Origin of the sequence: Cellulomonas sp. (genome assembly GCF_965229465.1) — a bacterium.
Classification (GTDB): domain Bacteria; phylum Actinomycetota; class Actinomycetes; order Actinomycetales; family Cellulomonadaceae; genus Cellulomonas.
The window spans coordinates 1682721-1697923 of the sequence record NZ_OZ245882.1 but is presented as its reverse complement, the minus strand read 5'-3'; the positions used below and the strand labels follow the sequence as shown (position 1 = coordinate 1697923).

Annotated in this window: 17 protein-coding genes; 10 read left to right on the top strand and 7 right to left on the bottom strand. The window is 72.8% G+C overall.

The genetic code is table 11. The annotated features are described in order from the left end of the window. Window positions 1–4: 4 nt before the first annotated feature. The 3 genes from ACO06A_RS08250 to ACO06A_RS08240 all read left to right on the top strand — a co-directional run bounded on the left by ACO06A_RS08250 (window position 5) and on the right by ACO06A_RS08240 (window position 3545). Window positions 5–1081: an AI-2E family transporter gene (locus tag ACO06A_RS08250; protein WP_421735531.1), complete on the top strand. Its 1077-nt coding sequence runs from the start codon at window positions 5–7 to the stop codon at window positions 1079–1081. A 10-nt stretch (window positions 1082–1091) separates the two neighbouring features. Then, window positions 1092–1961: a DNA-3-methyladenine glycosylase family protein gene (locus ACO06A_RS08245; protein ID WP_421735530.1), complete on the top strand. Its 870-nt coding sequence runs from the start codon at window positions 1092–1094 to the stop codon at window positions 1959–1961. A 114-nt stretch (window positions 1962–2075) separates the two neighbouring features. Next, window positions 2076–3545 carry a DUF222 domain-containing protein gene (locus tag ACO06A_RS08240; RefSeq protein ID WP_421735529.1) on the top strand — a complete coding sequence of 490 codons (1470 nt, stop codon included), beginning with the start codon at window positions 2076–2078 and terminating at the stop codon, window positions 3543–3545. 5 nt (window positions 3546–3550) lie between these two features. Here the strand turns inward: ACO06A_RS08240 and ACO06A_RS08235 are convergent, their stop codons facing one another. The 4 genes from ACO06A_RS08235 to ACO06A_RS08220 all read right to left on the bottom strand — a co-directional run bounded on the left by ACO06A_RS08235 (window position 3551) and on the right by ACO06A_RS08220 (window position 6764). After that, the gene (locus tag ACO06A_RS08235) at window positions 3551–4753 is read right to left on the bottom strand and encodes an MFS transporter (protein ID WP_421735528.1); all 1203 of its coding nucleotides are present in this window, start codon (window positions 4751–4753) and stop codon (window positions 3551–3553) included. Window positions 4754–4784: 31 nt separating this feature from the next. Continuing rightward, complete coding sequence (locus ACO06A_RS08230; protein WP_421735527.1) at window positions 4785–5855, bottom strand: GNAT family N-acetyltransferase; 1071 nt, start codon at window positions 5853–5855, stop codon at window positions 4785–4787. 121 nt (window positions 5856–5976) lie between these two features. Further along, entirely contained in the window at window positions 5977–6432 is a 456-nt protein-coding gene (locus ACO06A_RS08225; RefSeq protein ID WP_421735526.1) for an SRPBCC family protein, read from the bottom strand. Next, a complete protein-coding gene (locus ACO06A_RS08220) occupies window positions 6429–6764 on the bottom strand; it encodes an ArsR/SmtB family transcription factor (protein WP_421735525.1) in 336 nt (111 codons plus the stop codon). Before ACO06A_RS08220 ends, ACO06A_RS08225 begins: the two co-directional genes overlap by 4 nt. 52 nt (window positions 6765–6816) lie before the next feature. Here ACO06A_RS08220 and ACO06A_RS08215 point away from each other — a divergent pair, with 52 nt between their 5' ends. Then, on the top strand, window positions 6817–7152 hold the full coding sequence (locus ACO06A_RS08215) for a hypothetical protein (RefSeq protein WP_421735524.1): 336 nt from the start codon (window positions 6817–6819) through the stop codon (window positions 7150–7152). Window positions 7153–7203: 51 nt separating this feature from the next. After that, window positions 7204–7617 (top strand): hypothetical protein, encoded by a 414-nt coding sequence (locus ACO06A_RS08210; protein WP_421735523.1) that lies wholly within the window; start codon window positions 7204–7206, stop codon window positions 7615–7617. A 3-nt stretch (window positions 7618–7620) separates the two neighbouring features. On the opposite strand, the gene ACO06A_RS08205 is transcribed toward ACO06A_RS08210, so the two are convergent. Next, window positions 7621–8160, bottom strand: a complete 540-nt coding sequence (locus ACO06A_RS08205) for an NUDIX domain-containing protein (protein ID WP_421735522.1) — start codon at window positions 8158–8160, stop codon at window positions 7621–7623. Window positions 8161–8224: 64 nt separating this feature from the next. Here ACO06A_RS08205 and ACO06A_RS08200 point away from each other — a divergent pair, with 64 nt between their 5' ends. Next, entirely contained in the window at window positions 8225–9199 is a 975-nt protein-coding gene (locus tag ACO06A_RS08200) for a diacylglycerol/lipid kinase family protein (RefSeq protein ID WP_421735521.1), read from the top strand. Window positions 9200–9203: 4 nt separating this feature from the next. On the opposite strand, the gene ACO06A_RS08195 is transcribed toward ACO06A_RS08200, so the two are convergent. Both ACO06A_RS08195 and ACO06A_RS08190 read right to left on the bottom strand, forming a co-directional pair. Next, window positions 9204–10124 carry a universal stress protein gene (locus ACO06A_RS08195; RefSeq protein WP_421735520.1) on the bottom strand — a complete coding sequence of 307 codons (921 nt, stop codon included), beginning with the start codon at window positions 10122–10124 and terminating at the stop codon, window positions 9204–9206. Then, a complete protein-coding gene (locus ACO06A_RS08190; RefSeq protein ID WP_421735519.1) occupies window positions 10121–11581 on the bottom strand; it encodes an APC family permease in 1461 nt (486 codons plus the stop codon). Before ACO06A_RS08190 ends, ACO06A_RS08195 begins: the two co-directional genes overlap by 4 nt. Before the next feature lie 191 nt (window positions 11582–11772). Between ACO06A_RS08190 and ACO06A_RS08185 the strand changes: the two genes are divergently transcribed. The 4 genes from ACO06A_RS08185 (at window position 11773) to ACO06A_RS08170 (ending at window position 15192) form a co-directional block, all read left to right on the top strand. Continuing rightward, a complete protein-coding gene (locus tag ACO06A_RS08185; RefSeq protein ID WP_421735518.1) occupies window positions 11773–12189 on the top strand; it encodes a DUF5684 domain-containing protein in 417 nt (138 codons plus the stop codon). Between the two features lie 67 nt (window positions 12190–12256). Continuing rightward, complete coding sequence (locus tag ACO06A_RS08180) at window positions 12257–12646, top strand: PPOX class F420-dependent oxidoreductase (RefSeq protein ID WP_421735517.1); 390 nt, start codon at window positions 12257–12259, stop codon at window positions 12644–12646. 22 nt (window positions 12647–12668) lie between these two features. After that, window positions 12669–13445, top strand: coding sequence for a putative protein N(5)-glutamine methyltransferase (locus tag ACO06A_RS08175; RefSeq protein ID WP_421735516.1), 777 nt, complete (start codon window positions 12669–12671; stop codon window positions 13443–13445). 46 nt (window positions 13446–13491) lie between these two features. Continuing rightward, complete coding sequence (locus ACO06A_RS08170) at window positions 13492–15192, top strand: GAF domain-containing SpoIIE family protein phosphatase (RefSeq protein ID WP_421735515.1); 1701 nt, start codon at window positions 13492–13494, stop codon at window positions 15190–15192. The last annotated feature ends 11 nt before the right edge of the window (window positions 15193–15203 follow it).

Sequence of the window (15203 nt, the reverse complement as noted above, 5' to 3'; positions counted from 1 at the left end):
CGCCATGGCATCGCCCCAGGGCCTCGCGCCCTCGACCCGCACCCTCCTGTTCCTGTCGGCCGCCGTCGTGGTGCTGGCCGGGATGCACGCGGCGCGCGAGGTGCTCGCCCCGCTGTTCCTTGCGGCGGTGCTCGTGATCATCGTGCACCCGCTCCGGCACCCGCTGGAGCGCCGCGGCTGGCCGCGCGCGGCCGCGACTACGGTCGTCATCCTCGTCGTCTACCTGATCCTGCTCGCCCTGATCGCCATGCTGACGTTCGCCGGCATCCAGTTCGGCGGGCTGGTCCAGGACTACCTCAACGAGCTCCAGTCGTCGATCACGGACATCACCGCGTGGCTCGCGTCGCTCGGGGTGGACCAGAGCTCGATCGACTCGATCCGGGACGCCCTGCAGCCGTCGCAGCTGGTGGGCGTCGCCGCGTCGCTGGGCGGCGCGGTGATGGGCATCCTCAGCACCCTGTTCGTCGTGGTCACCTACGTCATCTTCATCTCGGTCGACGCCGCGCGGTACGACGGGGCCCGCGACCACTTCGGGGCGACCCAGGGCAACGTGCTCGGCCGCGCCACGACCCTCAACATCGGGGTCCGCCGGTACTTCGTGGTCAGCGCCTCGTTCGGTGCCGTCGTCGCGATCATCGACGGGCTCGCCCTCTGGGCGCTCGGCGTCCCCGCCCCGGCGGTGTGGGCGATCCTCGCGTTCGTCACCAACTTCATCCCGAACATCGGGTTCGTCATCGGCGTCATCCCGCCCACGCTGCTCGCCCTCGTCGTCGGTGGGTGGCCGCTCGCGCTCGCGGTCGTCGCCGTGTACAGCGCCGTCAACGTGGTGCTGCAGGTGCTGGTGCAGCCGAAGTTCGTCTCCGACGCCGTGAACATCACGCTCACGCTCAGCTTCGTGTCGGTCATCTTCTGGACGTTCGTCATCGGGCCGCTGGGTGCGATCCTCGCTGTGCCGCTGACCCTGCTGACGCGCGCGGTGCTGCTCCAGGGTGGGCCGGCGTCCGCCTGGTACTCGTGGTTGTCGGGCGAGGACCTGCCGAAGCCTGCTCCGGTCGTCGAGCCTGTGGGTGACGAGTCCTAGCGTTCGTGGCATGACCGCTGTGGTGGACATCCCGGTGCGGGGTCGGTTCGACCTCGCGCAGAGCATCCGGTTCGGGTTCGGCCAGCGCGACGCCGACGACGGGTCGGTGATGCGGCTGGCCTTCTGCCTCGACGGGTACCGGACGCAGGTCGGCGCTGCCGTGACGCAGCCGGCGCCGGACGTGCTGAGGTGCGAGGTACAGGGGGACGCGTCGCCCGAGGCGGTCGCGGCGCAGGTGGCGCGCGTGCTGTCCGTGGACGTCGACGCCACCGGCTACGACGAGCTCGGCGGGCGGGATCCTCTGGTCGGCGCGGCGCAGGCCCGTCGGCCCGGCCTGCGCCCGCCGCTGTTCTACTCCGCGTACGAGGCGCTGCTGTGGTCGGTGCTCTCGGCGCGGCGCCCGCAGCGTCAGATGGCGGTGGTCCGGACCGGGCTCGCGCGGGCGCACGGACGCGTGTTCGACGTGGCGGGCGTCGAGCTGGCTGCGGTCCCCCTGCCCGAGGACCTGCTCGCCGTGACCGAGTTCCCCGGCATCGTCGGACCGAAGCTGCCCCGGCTGCACGGCATCGCGCGCGCCGCGCTGGAGGGTGCCCTCGACACGGCCATGCTCCGCGCGCAGGACCCCGACGTGACCGCCGCCGAGCTGCGCCGCCTCGACGGGATCGGCCCGTTCTACTCCGAGCTCGTCACCGTGCGTGCGCTCGGGCACACCGACGCCCTGCCGGTGAACGAGCCCATGGTGCGGGCGGCGGTCGCGCGCACCATGGGGGAGGACGAGCCGCTGTCGCCGGAGCGGTTGGCCGAGGTGGCGGAGGCGTGGCGCCCGTGGCGGACGTGGGTCGGGGTGGCGATGCGGGCGGGGGACACTGCGCGGGGGTGAGTCCTCTGCCGTCTCGCTCTGAGGGCTGTGGGCGGCTCGACGCAGTCGCCTGTGGATATGTTTGTGCAGGTCAGAGGCTTGTAGCGACGCTCTCTGCACGATACCGTCGTACACATGTTCGAGTCCGAGGTCGACGCGAGGGCGGGTGCCCGACTGGATCGGTTGCGTGCCGACGCTGCTGCGCTGGTCGAGGACGCGAGCGCCGCGAGCGACTGGTCCGGGCGGGAACGCGGCGCCGCCCTGGCGTCGCTGGACCTGGTCGTCGCGGCGCTGGCCCGGGCGCGCGCGCATCTCCTGGTGGCCGAGCGCGATGCCGGGACGTCCCAGCGGCCCGGCGACCGGACGTTCGAGGCTGCCCGTGCGCGGCTGTCACGGTCGTCGACGGGCGAGGCGTCCCGGCAGGTCCGGCAGGCCGACGCCCTGGTCTCCATGCCCACGGTCGCGACGGCCGTGACCGACGGGCGGATGCCGCTCGGGCACCTGGACACCCTCGCCAGGGTCGCCGCGACCGCCTCGCCGCAGGTCGCCTCCGTGCTGCGCTCGGCGGACGCGCAGGCGACCGTCGTGCAGATGGCGGTCAGCCAGTCCGAACCCGACTTCGCCAGGTCGTTGGCCCGGTTCGCGGCCGCGAGTGATCCCGCAGCGCTGGAGTCCGCCCACCGGGACGCTCGACGCGAGCGCTATCTCACGCTCTCGCACCAGCCCCGCGGCACGTACCTGAAGGGGTTCCTCGACCGCGTCTCGGCGGAGGCGCTCCAGACCGCCCTGGACTCGACCGCGCAGATCCCGGACGAGAACCGCTCCCCCGACCAGGCGAGGGCGGACGCGCTGATCGTGCTGGCCGGCCGCGCGTGCGCGGGGCTGCCGCCCAGGTCCCGGCGCGCATCGACCCCGGACGGCTCTGCGATCGCCGACGTCGGTTCCGACGACTCGGCCGCAGGCGCGTCAGCGCGGGCGCACGTGTCCTTGATCGTCCCCGCCGAGACCTTCGCCGAGCTCCGCACGCACTACGGAGCGCAGGAGGTGCCGACGACGACGCTCGGATCGCCTGCGTCCCTGGCACCGGAGCTTCGCGCGCTGCCCGACGATGCGGCACGGGTGCCGGCGTGGGCGCCGGTGGCACCCGCGACGCTGGAGGACGGAACTCCCGTCGCCATGTCCGTCCTCGCGCAGGCGCTGTGCGACTGCGAGATCAGCCGCATCGTCCTGAGCGCCGAGGGTGTGCCGCTGGACCTCGGTCGGACCAAGCGCACCTACACGGGGGTGCACCGCCGCGCGGTGGTCGCCCGCGACCGGCAGTGCGCGTGGAACGGGTGCCACTCGGCGGCTCGCTGGTCCGAGGTGCACCACATGCGCTGGTGGGACCGTGACGGCGGAGCGACGTCGGTCGACAACGGAGTCCTGCTCTGCAGCTACCACCACGGGATCGTGCACAGCCTCGACCTGACGATCCAGCGCCACGTCAGGCCGCCCGGGTACGCCCGGCGACAGCGCGCCCTCGGGCGACCGTTCGATCCTGGACCGGCCCGGTACACCTTCTGGACCCGCGACCGCCGGCCCTACAGCTCGCCACCGACGGAGTAGCGCCGTCAGTCGTCGGCGCGTGTGGTCAATGGAGGGAAGCTTCGTCGCGCGACGATGATCACCACGAGGCTGACCGCCACGAGGCCGGCGCCGACGTAGGGCAGGGCGCCGAGACCGGGGCCGGCGAGCACCAGGCCTCCGAGCGCTGCGCCGCCGCCGATGCCGATGTTCGCCGTCGAGTTCACGAGGGCGCCGATGATGTCGGGGGAGCCGCCTCGGGTGCGGATCGCCGCGGTCTGGAACACGGACGCCATCGCACCGAACGCGCCCGACCACACCGCAGCCGCGACGAGCACCCCGGTGCGCGACGGGAAGGCCAGCCCGAGCGCCAGCAGCCCGAGCGCCATGACCGCGTGCACGACGACGGTCCCGCGGCGGGGGTGACGGTCGAGCGAGACGGCGGCGTAGGCGGTGCCGACCAGCCCGACCGCGCCGAGCCCCAGGAGCACCGGGCCGACCGCCGACTCGCTCAGCCCGGTGGCCAGGAGGATCACCGCGACGTAGGTGTAGACGGTGTACTGCGCGAGATAGGTGAGCGTGTTCGACGCCGACACCAGTCCCAACCGCGTCCGCCGCTCGCTGCGGGTGTGGTCGGCGTCCGGGGCGTCGTCGCCCGAGACCGCGGGGAGCAGCCACGCGACCAGCACGGTCGCCAGCGCGCATCCTGCCGCGAGGACCAGGAACCCGTTCCGCCAGCCGACGGCGACGCCGAGGGCGGTGGACAGTGGCACACCCAGCACCAGCCCGGCCGACGCACCCGCGGTGACGAGCGCGAGCGCGCGGCCGGTCACGTGCGGCAGGACCAGCCGGGACGCGTAGCCGATGCTCAACGAGAAGAAGAGCGCGTGCGCGATGCCGCCGACCGCCCGACCGGCCGCGACGAGTGGGAAGGACGGCGCGATCCCGACGAGCGCGTTGCTGACGGTGTACGCGACCAGGGTGGCCAGGAGCAGCCCCTTGCGCGGCAGTCGGCGGGTGCCGAGGGTCAGCGGGATCGCCAGCGCGGCCACCATGACGGCGTACACGGTGACCAGGAGCCCGGCGACCGACTCGGTGACGTCCAGGTCGGAGCTGATCTGCGGGAGCAGCCCGACGGGAACCAGCTCCGTAGTGATCGCGACGAAGGTCGCCAGCGTGAGCGCGCCGAGGCCACCGGCCGCATCGCGGACCGACCCAGGACGCCCTGTGCTCTGCGCGGTCCCGGTCACCCGCGCATGCTCGCACGCGACCCCGACAGGCTCACAGCGCCCGCTGCCACTCCGCGTCGACGCTCGCCTGCCGGAACCCGAGCGCCACGTTGATCGCGAGCATGTGCGCGTTCTCCTGCGCGTTCCAGGTGTGGATGCGCTCGGCGGCGGGCCGGACGCCCGGGAGCGCGTCGAGCACGGCGATCTTCGCCAGCATCCCGAGGCCGTTCCCGCGGTGCTCGCGCAGCACCAGGGTGTCGCCCTGGAACACCACGGCCGGCTTGTCCAGCGGGTACTCGACCATCGAGAACGCCGCGAGCGTCCGGGTGGGCACGTGCTCGACGACCGCCACGAGGAACCCCTGCCCGCGTGAGCGCATGTCGGCGGCGTTCGCGACGACACGGTCGGCGTCCCACGGGTCCTCGGTCAGGTCGAGGCCGGCCGACGGGGCGTCGGTGCTCATCCGGGTCTTGAGCACGGCCAGCTCGTCGAGCCACTCGGCGGCGTACTCGTCCCGCATGGTGTGGACGCGGTAGGCGGGTCCGGGATCGCGCCGCAGCGGGCCCAGCATCGACTCGGCGACCGGGAGGTCGAGCACCGAGTGTCGGACCACCTGCTCGAGCGTGAACCCGCGGGCGAGCGCGAACCGGGTGGCGTCGTCGTGGAGCGGGATGCGTCCGCTGCCGGTCGGGGACTCGAGGGCGTGCGGCCCCGGCGGTGGCTCGGGCGCGTAGCTGGAGTCGGAGATGACGACGCGGCGACCGGCGTCGCGGGCGATCGCGAGCCCCGCGTCCCAGAGCGTGGAGCCGATGCCGCGTCGTCTCCAGTCCGGGTGCACCGCGACGTAGACGACGGCGACGTGCGCGTTGCCGACCAGCGGGAGGCCGATGATGGCCCGTCCGACGACGGCCCGTGGCTCGCGCGAGCCGCGGGGGACCGCGACGAGCCGGTGGACCTTGCGGTGCGGCTCGGTGAGCGTGGCGCGGGTGGTCGGCACGTCGAGGGCGAAGTCCGTCGAGCCGTGGATGGCCAGGTCGACGGCATCACCGACGTGCACCGTCCCCTCGACCGTCCAGGCGTCGGGGTGGGCGGGGTCCGCGGGGACGTGCACGAGGTCGATCATCCGGCCAGCCTCGTGCCCGTCCCCGTGGTGCGGCAACGTCAATGCCGCAGGGCGCGCAGGGCGAGCACGGAGGTGGGCACGAGCGTGGCCGGCCACGACCGCACCCGCGTGGCGGTGGCGGTCACTGCCGCACGAGGAACGCCTCGATGCGGTCGAACGCGCCGATCCAGACCTCCTGCCCGAAGAAGTCACGGACCTCCACGGCCGGGAAGCCGCTCTGCACGACGGTCACCAGCGTGCCGCCGTCGACGGCCTCGAACGTGATGTCGATGTGCGTCGTCATGCCCGAGCCGTCGGGTCCGCCGCCGGTCGACTCGGTGACCAGCCGGTGGGGGCGGTCGATGATCAGGAACGTCTGGGTCTCGTGGAACAGGCTGTCGCGGTCCCGTCCCCACACGGCGGTCTGCTGGCCGCCGACGCGCAGGTCCGTGGTGATCTCCACGATCCCGGGCTCCTCGTCGAGGATCGAGAACCAGATCTTCTGCTTCTCCGGGTCGGTGTAGGCGTCGAACACCTCCTCGGGGGTGGCGGGGAGGGTGCGCGTCAGGCGCAGGTCGAGCGTGTCGGTGGTGGTCATGCGTCCGTCCCTTTCTGGAGGGTGAAGTAGGCCTCGAGACCGTCGAGCCGACGCTCCCAGAGCCGCTGGTAGAACGAGATCCACGCCATGGCGTCGTCCAGTCGCTCCTCGCCGAGCCGGCACTGCCGCGAGCGGCCGACCTTCTCGGTGCGGACCAGTCCGGCGTCCTCGAGGACCCGGACGTGCTTGGTCATGCCGGTGAGGGTCATGCCGTGCGGTTCGGCGAGCTCCCCGATGCTGGCGGGACCCTCTCCGAGTCGCGTGAGGATGTCGCGCCGGGTGGAGTCGGCCAGGGCCGAGTAGATCCGATCGAGCGTGTCATGCTGAACCATGTGGTTCACCATAGGACACTGAACCGAATGGTGCAATGACTATGCTCGTCCTGTGCGAGTGATCCGGGGAAAGGTCGGCGTGATCGTCGCCCTGCTCGTGGCCGTGGGGCTCGCCCTGTCCGCTCTGGCGGGGCTCGGGTCCCGATCCGCGGCCATCCCGGCCGAGGGCCCGTGGCTGATCGGCCTGGAGCGCCCCGAGGGCGGGTGGAGCGCGTGCCTGGACGACCCGGCGCTGACCGAGGGGTTCATGAGCGCCGACGAGCCCGTCTCTGCGGTCACCGTGCAGACCGTCCCGGGGGCCACGGTCGCCGACGTCCGACGCGTCGCCGACTGCCTGTCCCGCACCATGACGGGCGGCAGCGCGCACATCCGTACGGCAGCCAGGTGAACCGACCAGAACCAGGCCCGCTGCTCGCGCGTGCGCTCTAGGGTCCGTGCTGTGCCGCGCTTCCACACGCCCCCGAACTGGCCCCGCCCGCCCGAGGGGTGGACACCCCCGCCCGGGTGGCAGCCCGACCCCTCCTGGGGACCCGTGCCCGACGGTTGGCAGCTCTGGGTGCACGAGCCGGGCGAGAAGGTCCGACCCAACCGGGACGCCTTCGTCCGGACGGGCATCATCGCGGTGGTCGCCGTCGTGCTGGCCATCGTGCTGACGGCAACGACCGCCGGGATGTCGTCCTACGGTGCCGGCTACGTGACCGGGCAGTTCCTCTTCCCGTACCTGATCACGTCGCTGATCGTCTTCTACCAGCGCAAGAAGGTCGGCTGGCCCTCCCACATCGTCATCTTCATCGGCATCGCCGGCGTCTGCCTGATGCTCTCGCAGGCAGGCGCGAGGGCGAGCGGCGCGTAGCGGTCATCGCGACCGGACCTCGTCGAGGACGGTCCGGAGGCGGACGGCGACGTCGTCGGGCGTCCCGGCCGGCAGGGCGTCGACGTCGAACCACTCGACCCGTTCGCTCTCGTCGCTGACCAGGGGCGCGGACCCAGCGGGCGCGTAGGCCACGAACCCGACGTCCCAGTGCACGCGGCAGCGACCGAAGGCAGCCGCCAGCTCGTGCCGGTGCACGTCGGCGGGCAGCGCGCTCTCGGGCCGCAGGTCAGCGATCCCGCCCTCCTCGCGCGCCTCCCGGAGCGCGGCGGCAGCCAGGGACTGGTCGCCGGGCTCCAGGTGCCCGCCCAGCTGCACCCAGAACTGCCCCTTGCGGTGGAAGCAGAGCAGCACGCGCGAGAGGTCCGGGGTGAGCACGAAGCAGCTGGCCGTGAGGTGCTCCGGAGCCAGCGAGCGGTCGACCGCGGCGGGGCCCGACGCGGCGACGAACGCGCGGTACTCGTCCAGCAGCCCGGCCTGCGCGAGGTCGCGAGGTGTCCAGGCGTCGAGCACGTCGGTGATCACCGCGGCAGCGTACGGTGCCTGCTCCGAGTGGCCGGTCCCCGGGCGTGGGCTCATACTCGCCGACGTGACGATCCCCCACGAGACGCCCGCCGAGCAGCGGCTCGACAACGCCCCGCTGCGGTCGGCGGTGATCGTCAACCCCAACCGGGTCGAGGGGCTCGACGAGCTCCGTGCCGGCATCAGGGACCAGCTGGCCGAGGCGGGCTGGCCCGAGCCGGCGTGGCTGGAGACCACCGCGGAGGACCCGGGCACCGGCCAGGCGGAGCAGGCGGTGGCCGACGGAGCCGACGTGGTGTTCGTCGCCGGCGGTGACGGGACCGTGCGCGCGTGCATCGACGGGCTGGCCGGCACCGAGGCCGCGCTCGCGATCCTGCCGGGCGGCACGGGCAACCTGCTCGCGACGAACCTCGGCATCCCGACCGACACGATCGAGGGCGTGCAGCTGGCGCTGGACCGGGGCCGGCGCCTGGTCGACCTGGGCGAGGTCGAGGGCCAGACGTTCGCGGTCATGGCCGGCATGGGCCTGGACGCGGCGATGGTCGACGACGCCCCCACCAAGCTCAAGGCCGTGCTCGGGTCCGTGGCGTACGTGTACTCGGCGCTCAAGCACCTGAACGACGCCGAGATGAAGGTCGAGGTCCAGGTCGACGACTACCCGGTCCTGCGCCGCCGCGCGCGCACGGTGCTCGTCGGCAACGTCGGCCGGCTCCAGGGCGGGGTCAACCTGCTGCCCGACGCGGAGCCGGACAACGGTCAGATGGACGTCGCCGTGCTGGCGCCGAAGAACCTGGGCCACTGGATCCAGACCGCGTTCGGCGTCCTGCGCCCGGGCCGCAACAAGGTGCCCAACATGGAGGTGCTGCGCGGCTCGCGGATCACGATCACCAGCGACCGCCCCCAGCCGCGCCAGCTGGACGGCGACGTCATCGAGCCGTCGGCCACCCTCGAGGTGACCGTCCGCCCGGACACCCTGTGGGTGTGCGTCTACCAGCCGGACACGTCCGAGGACCTGACCGAAGGCTCCCCGGCCGCGGACTGATCAGTCACAGCTCGTCGTGCGGCACCACCAGCACGGGCACCGGTGAGTGCCGGATGATGCGCGTCGCGTTGGTGCCCAGGAACACGCGGCGCAGCGCGCCCGCGCTCGACGAGCCGAGGATCAGCAGCTCGTTCGGCAGCCAGTCGACGGACGTGAGCGCCTCCCACCAGCTGGTGCCGGACGCGACGACCAGCTCGACGTCGTCGTCCAGCCCGCGGCCGAGCCGGGCCTGCAGGGCGTGCTGCGCGTCGGCCATCTGCACGCGCCACTGCTCGTTCACCTCCGCCTCGATGGCGGTGCCGACCTCGGGCGGGTACATGGTGGGCGACCGGACGCCGAACGTGGCGATCCGCAGCCGGACGTCGATCTCGCGCGTGAGCCGGGCCGCCCACCGGACGGCCGCAGAGGCCAGGTCGGTGCCGCTGAACGAGCAGGTGAGCCGGTGCGCGGCCACCTCGGCCGGGCTCGGCGGGCACCGGTAGGAGTGCGGCGCGATGGCGAGCGGGACCGGGGACGAGTGCAGCAGGTAGTCGGCGGTGGACCCGATCACCACGCGGCCCGGCGCACCGGCCGGCGACGAGCCGAGCACCAGGGCGGTCGCATCCCGCTCCTCGGCCAGGGCGGCGAGCGCGCGCGGCGTCGAGCGGTCGTGCAGGCGGACGAACTCGATGGTGAGGTCGTCGGCGCGGCCGTCGAGGAAGTCGAGCACCGCGGCCTCCGCCTCGTCGGCCCGGGCCTGGACCCACTCCTGCATCTCGCCGTCGACCCGCGCCATCGACGGCACGGTCCACCCGGGCGGGACGACGGTCGCGATGACCAGCACGTCCGGGCCCGTCGCCTCCGGAAGGGTGCGGGCCAGCGTGACACCGAGGTCGATCGCGGCGTGCGAGTCCCCGAAGGGGTTGGCGCCGACGACGATCGTCATCGGACCTCCTCGTCGTCCAGGATCCCGGCCTCGGCCGCGCGCTGGAGCACCGAGTGCTTGCGACCCCACAGGAAGTAGAACGCGAGCACCACGGAGAGCCACAGCAGGAACCACGCGTACGTGTACCAGTGCAGCCCGGACAGGATGTAGAGGCAGGCCAGCACGGCGAGCACCGGCGTGACCGGGTAGCCAGGGACCTTGAACCCGCGGGGCAGGTCGGGGCGGGTGCGGCGCAGCATGACGACGCCGACCGAGACCACGATGAACGCGATCAGGGTGCCGATGGACACCAGGTCCCACAGGTAGTCGAGCGGGATGAACGCGGCCAGCAGCCCGACCACGACCGCCACGATGACCGTGTTGTTCACCGGCGTGTGCGTGCGCGGGTTGACGCGGGAGAACGACTTCGGCAGCAGCCCGTCGCGACCGATGGCGAACAGGATGCGCGTCTGCCCGTACATCGTCACCAGGGTCACCGAGAAGATCGAGATGACGGCACCGGCGGACAGGATCGTGCCCGGCCAGGTGGCGCCGACGACGTTCTCCAGGATCTTGGCCAGGCCGGCCTCGCCCTGCTCCGTGTCGCTGAACGCCTCCCACGGCTGGGTGCCCAGGGCGGAGACGGCGACCAGCACGTAGATGGTGGTGACGATCGCCAGGGCGCCGAGGATCGCGCGCGGCATGGTCTTCTGCGGGTCGCGCACCTCGTCGCCCGCCGTGGAGATGGCGTCGAGCCCGATGAACGTGAAGAAGATCGTGCCGGCGGCGGCCGTGATCCCGGTGACGCCCATGGGGGCGAAGTCCGCGAAGTTGTCGGCGTTGAACCCGGTGAAGGCGACCGCCACGAAGAGCAGCAGCACGGCCAGCTTGATGACGACCATCGCGGCGTTGACCTTGGCGGACTCGGACGCGCCCCGGATCAGCAGGACCGCGCACAGGGCCACGAGGACCAGCGCAGGCAGGTTGATCAAGCCCGGGTCGGCGTCCCACGGCGCGGCGGACAGCGCCGTCGGGATCTCCCAGCCGATCAGGTTGTGCAGCAGCTGGTTCAGGTACCCGCTCCAGCCGACCGCGACGGCCGCCGTGGAGACGCCGTACTCGAGGAGCAGGCAGGCCGCGACCCCCATCGCGACCACCTCGCCGAGCGTCGCGTACGCGTACGAGTAGGTGGAGCCCGAGACCGGCACGGCCGACGCCATCTCCGCGTAGGACAGCGCCGACAGCCCGGCGGCCAGGCCCGCGAGCAGGAACGAGATCACGACGGCGGGACCGGCGTCGGGCACCGCCTCGTGCATGACGAAGAAGACACCGGTGCCCACGGTCGCGCCGACGCCGAACATCATCAGCGTGAACGTGCCGAGCGAGCGCTCCAGGCCCTCGCTCGACTTCGTGGACGCGGCGGTGATCGGCTTCCTGCGCCAGATCTGCGACCTCAGGGACACCTGCGGAACCGTCATGGGCGGGCCTCTCTGAGGGGGCCCACCTGCCCGGGCCGTCGCCGTGTGTCCCGCCACGGTAGGAGCAGGGCGGGTCGGCGGCAAGGCTAGTGGAACGCGTCCAGGTAGCACACTGCCGGCTCCCAGAAGTCGCCCTGAGACGATGCGCGATTTGGGGCACGCGAGCATGAGTTTGTCGCTACTCTCCGCGCATGATCATCACAACACTCGCCACCGAGGTGGCCACCACGACCACCGCCGTGAGCCCTGTCCCGGGCCTCATCGGCGGCCTCGCCGGCTACCTGCTCGCCGCGTTCGCGCTGGTCGGGATCTTCCGCAAGGCCGACGAGCCCATCTGGCAGGCGTTCGTCCCGATCTGGAACACGATCGTCCTCATCAAGATCTCGGGCAAGCCGATCTGGTGGTTCATCCTGCTCCTGATCCCGGTCGTCGGGATCGTCTTCGGCATCATCGTGCTGCACGGCCTGTCGACGTCGTTCGGCCACGGCGTGGGCTTCACCGTCGGCCTTGTCTTCCTCTCGATCATCTTCCTGTACATCCTCGGCTACGACTCCAACCCCTACCGGGGCGCGGACGCCGCGCGACCGGTCGGCTACGCCACCGCCTGACCCCGCTCTCCGAGGCGGCCGTACCCCCACGGGGTGCGGCCGCCTCGTGCGTGGGCGACCATCGCGCATGACGACTTTCGACGCCCTCGCCGACGAGGGGTTCATCTCCCTGACCACGTTCCGCAAGTCCGGTGTCGGTGTGCCGACGACCGTGTGGGTGGGCCGCGACGGCGACGCCCTGCTGGTGACCACCCCGCGAGGCAGCGGCAAGGTCAAGCGGCTCGGGCGTGATCCCCGCGTCGAGATGGCGCCGAGCAGCCGCTTCGGGAACGTCGACGACGACGCCCCCACGGTGCCCGGCGTCGGCACGATCCTCGACGACGACGCGGCGCGCGAGCGGTGCAACGCGGTGATGATCGAGAAGTACGGCCTCGAGTACCGGGTGATGATGGGCATCGAGAAGCTGGGCCGCAAGGGCGACGACAACCGGGTGATCCTGCGCATCACGCAGGAGTGAGCGCTGGCGTAGCCTGCCCGCCGTGCCCCTGACCCACGAGCAGATCACCGCCACGCTGCGCTCCGCCGGCTGCGTGTTCGCCGAGGACGAGGCGACGCTCCTGCTCGAGACGGGGTCCGACGACCTCGAGGCGCTGGTCGCGCGCCGCGTCGCCGGGGAGCCGCTCGAGGTCATCGTCGGGTGGGCGGAGTTCTGCGGGCTGCGGATCGGCATCGACCCCGGGGTGTTCGTGCCGCGCCGCCGCACCGAGCTGCTGGTCCGGGAGGCCGCACGGCTGGCCCCGCGGATCGCAGAGCCGGTGGTCGTGCTGGACCTCTGCTGCGGCTCCGGGGCGCTCGGGGTGGCGCTCGCGCACGCGCTCGGGTCGGTGGAGCTGTATGCGGCCGACGTGGAGCCCGCCGCGGTCCGCTGCGCGCGCCGGAACGTCGGGGCGATCGGGGGGCAGGTGTTCGAGGGGGACCTGGACCAGCCGCTGCCGGCGTCGCTGCGCGGTCGGGTCCAGCTGCTCGTCGCCAACGTTCCCTACGTGCCCACCGACGCGATCGGCCTCATGCCGCCCGAGGCCCGGCTGCACGAGCCGCGCGTCACGCTGGACGGCGGCTCCGACGGCCTGGACGTGCTGCGCCGCGTGGCGTCGGTCGCGCCCGGGTGGCTGGCGCCCGGCGGTCACCTGCTGGTGGAGACCAGCGAGGCCCAGGTGCCGTCCGCCGTGACCGCGTTCACCGCCGCCGGGCTGGTGGCGCGGGTGGTCGTCGACGAGGACACCGAGGCCACCGCGGTCGTCGGGACGCTGCCGTAGAGCTGCCGGACTGCGACATGGGGCCGGCGGCAGGCACAATCAGCCCGTGAGCGATGCGTACGCCGGGCCCGAGGGTCAGGCCGACCCGACGTACCAGCGGTTCGCGCGCCTCGCGCAGGCGTACGTCGGCGCTCCGGTGTCGTTGGTGTCGTTCGTCGACGAGGTCGGCCAGGTGTTCCCGGGAGCGCTCGGGCTGCCCGAGCCGTGGATGTCGCGGCGCGGGACGGAGCTGTCGCACTCGTTCTGCCAGTACGTGGTGAGCTCGGACGCGCCGCTCGTGGTCGCCGACGCGCGCGATGTCGACTTCCTGCGCGACAACCTCGCGATCCCGGACCTGAGTGCCATCGCCTACGCCGGCTTCCCGCTGCACGACCTGGACGGGCGAGCGGTCGGTTCCCTGTGCGCGATCGACGACCAGCCGCGGGAGTGGACGCCGGAGGAGCTCGCGGTGCTCTCCGACCTGGCGCAGGCGTGCTCGTCGGAGGTCCAGCTGCGAGCGCTCGGCGAGCGGGCGCGCCGGGCCCAGCGCTCGGCCACGCAGAGCGACCGGCACGCCCGCCTGATGCTCCTCATGTCGGAGGCGTTCGCGGACGCGGTCTCCGTCGACGACGTCCTCGACACCATCCAGCGGGTGGCGGTGACGGCGGCCGGCTCTCGGCGGACCGCGGTGGCGGTGGTGCACGAGCACCACCTGCGCTGGGTGCGCTACGACGAGGTCGACGGGGTGCCGGCGGCGCTGTGGGGGGACGTGGCGCTCTCCGACGCGCGGTGGCCGTCCGTGGTGGGGGTGACCAGCGGGGCCCCGCAGATCTTCGAGGACGGGGCGGCGATGTCGGCCGCCTTCCCGGCGACAGCGGGCCTCGGTGGCGCCGGGGCGCTGGCGATCCTGCCGCTGACCGCGGCCACCGGGGTGCTGGGCGCGGTGATGCTCCGGTGGGAGCTGCCCCGGGACATGGACGCCGACGCCCGGTCGGTGCTCAGCGCGCTGGCCGCGTACGCCGCCCTGGCGCTCGACCGCGCGCAGCTGCTGGAGGAGCGGCGGGAGGTCGCGCACGTGCTCCAGGCCGCCATGCTGACGGACCTGCCGACGGTCGACGGCCTCACGATCACCGCCGCGTACGCCCCGGCCTCGATGGGCGAGGACGTCGGCGGGGACTGGTACGACGCCATCGCGCTGCCCGACGGGTCGACGGCGCTGATGATCGGCGACGTGACCGGGCACGACATGGGGGCTGCGGCTCTCATGGGGCAGCTCCGGTCCATGCTGCGCGGGCTGACCTGGACCTTCCAGGAGCCGCCCGGCGCCATCCTGCGCCGACTGGACGACGCGAACCTGGGCGTGGGGCTGCGGGCGACGGGCTCTGCCGTGCTGGCGCACCTGGACCCGCCGGGCGCGGACGGCGGGCGGGAGCTGCGGTGGTCCAGCGCGGGCCACCCGCCCCCCGTGCTGCTGCGGACCGACGGCACGGCCGACCTGCTGGAGGGGGGGCCGAGCATGCTGCTCGGGTTCCGGGCGGGGGTGGCCCGCCACGACCACACCGTCACGCTGTTCCCCGGTGATGTGCTCGTCCTCTACACGGACGGCCTGGTGGAGCGTCGGCGGGAGAACCTGCGCGCGGGCCTCGCCCGGCTGGTCGCCACGGTCGTCTCGGCGGCGTCCGGAGAGCCTTGGAAGCTGATCGAGGCGCTGGCCCCGGCGGAGATCCGTCGCGACGACGTCGCCGTCCTGACGGTCACCGTTGGATGAGCACCGTCGGA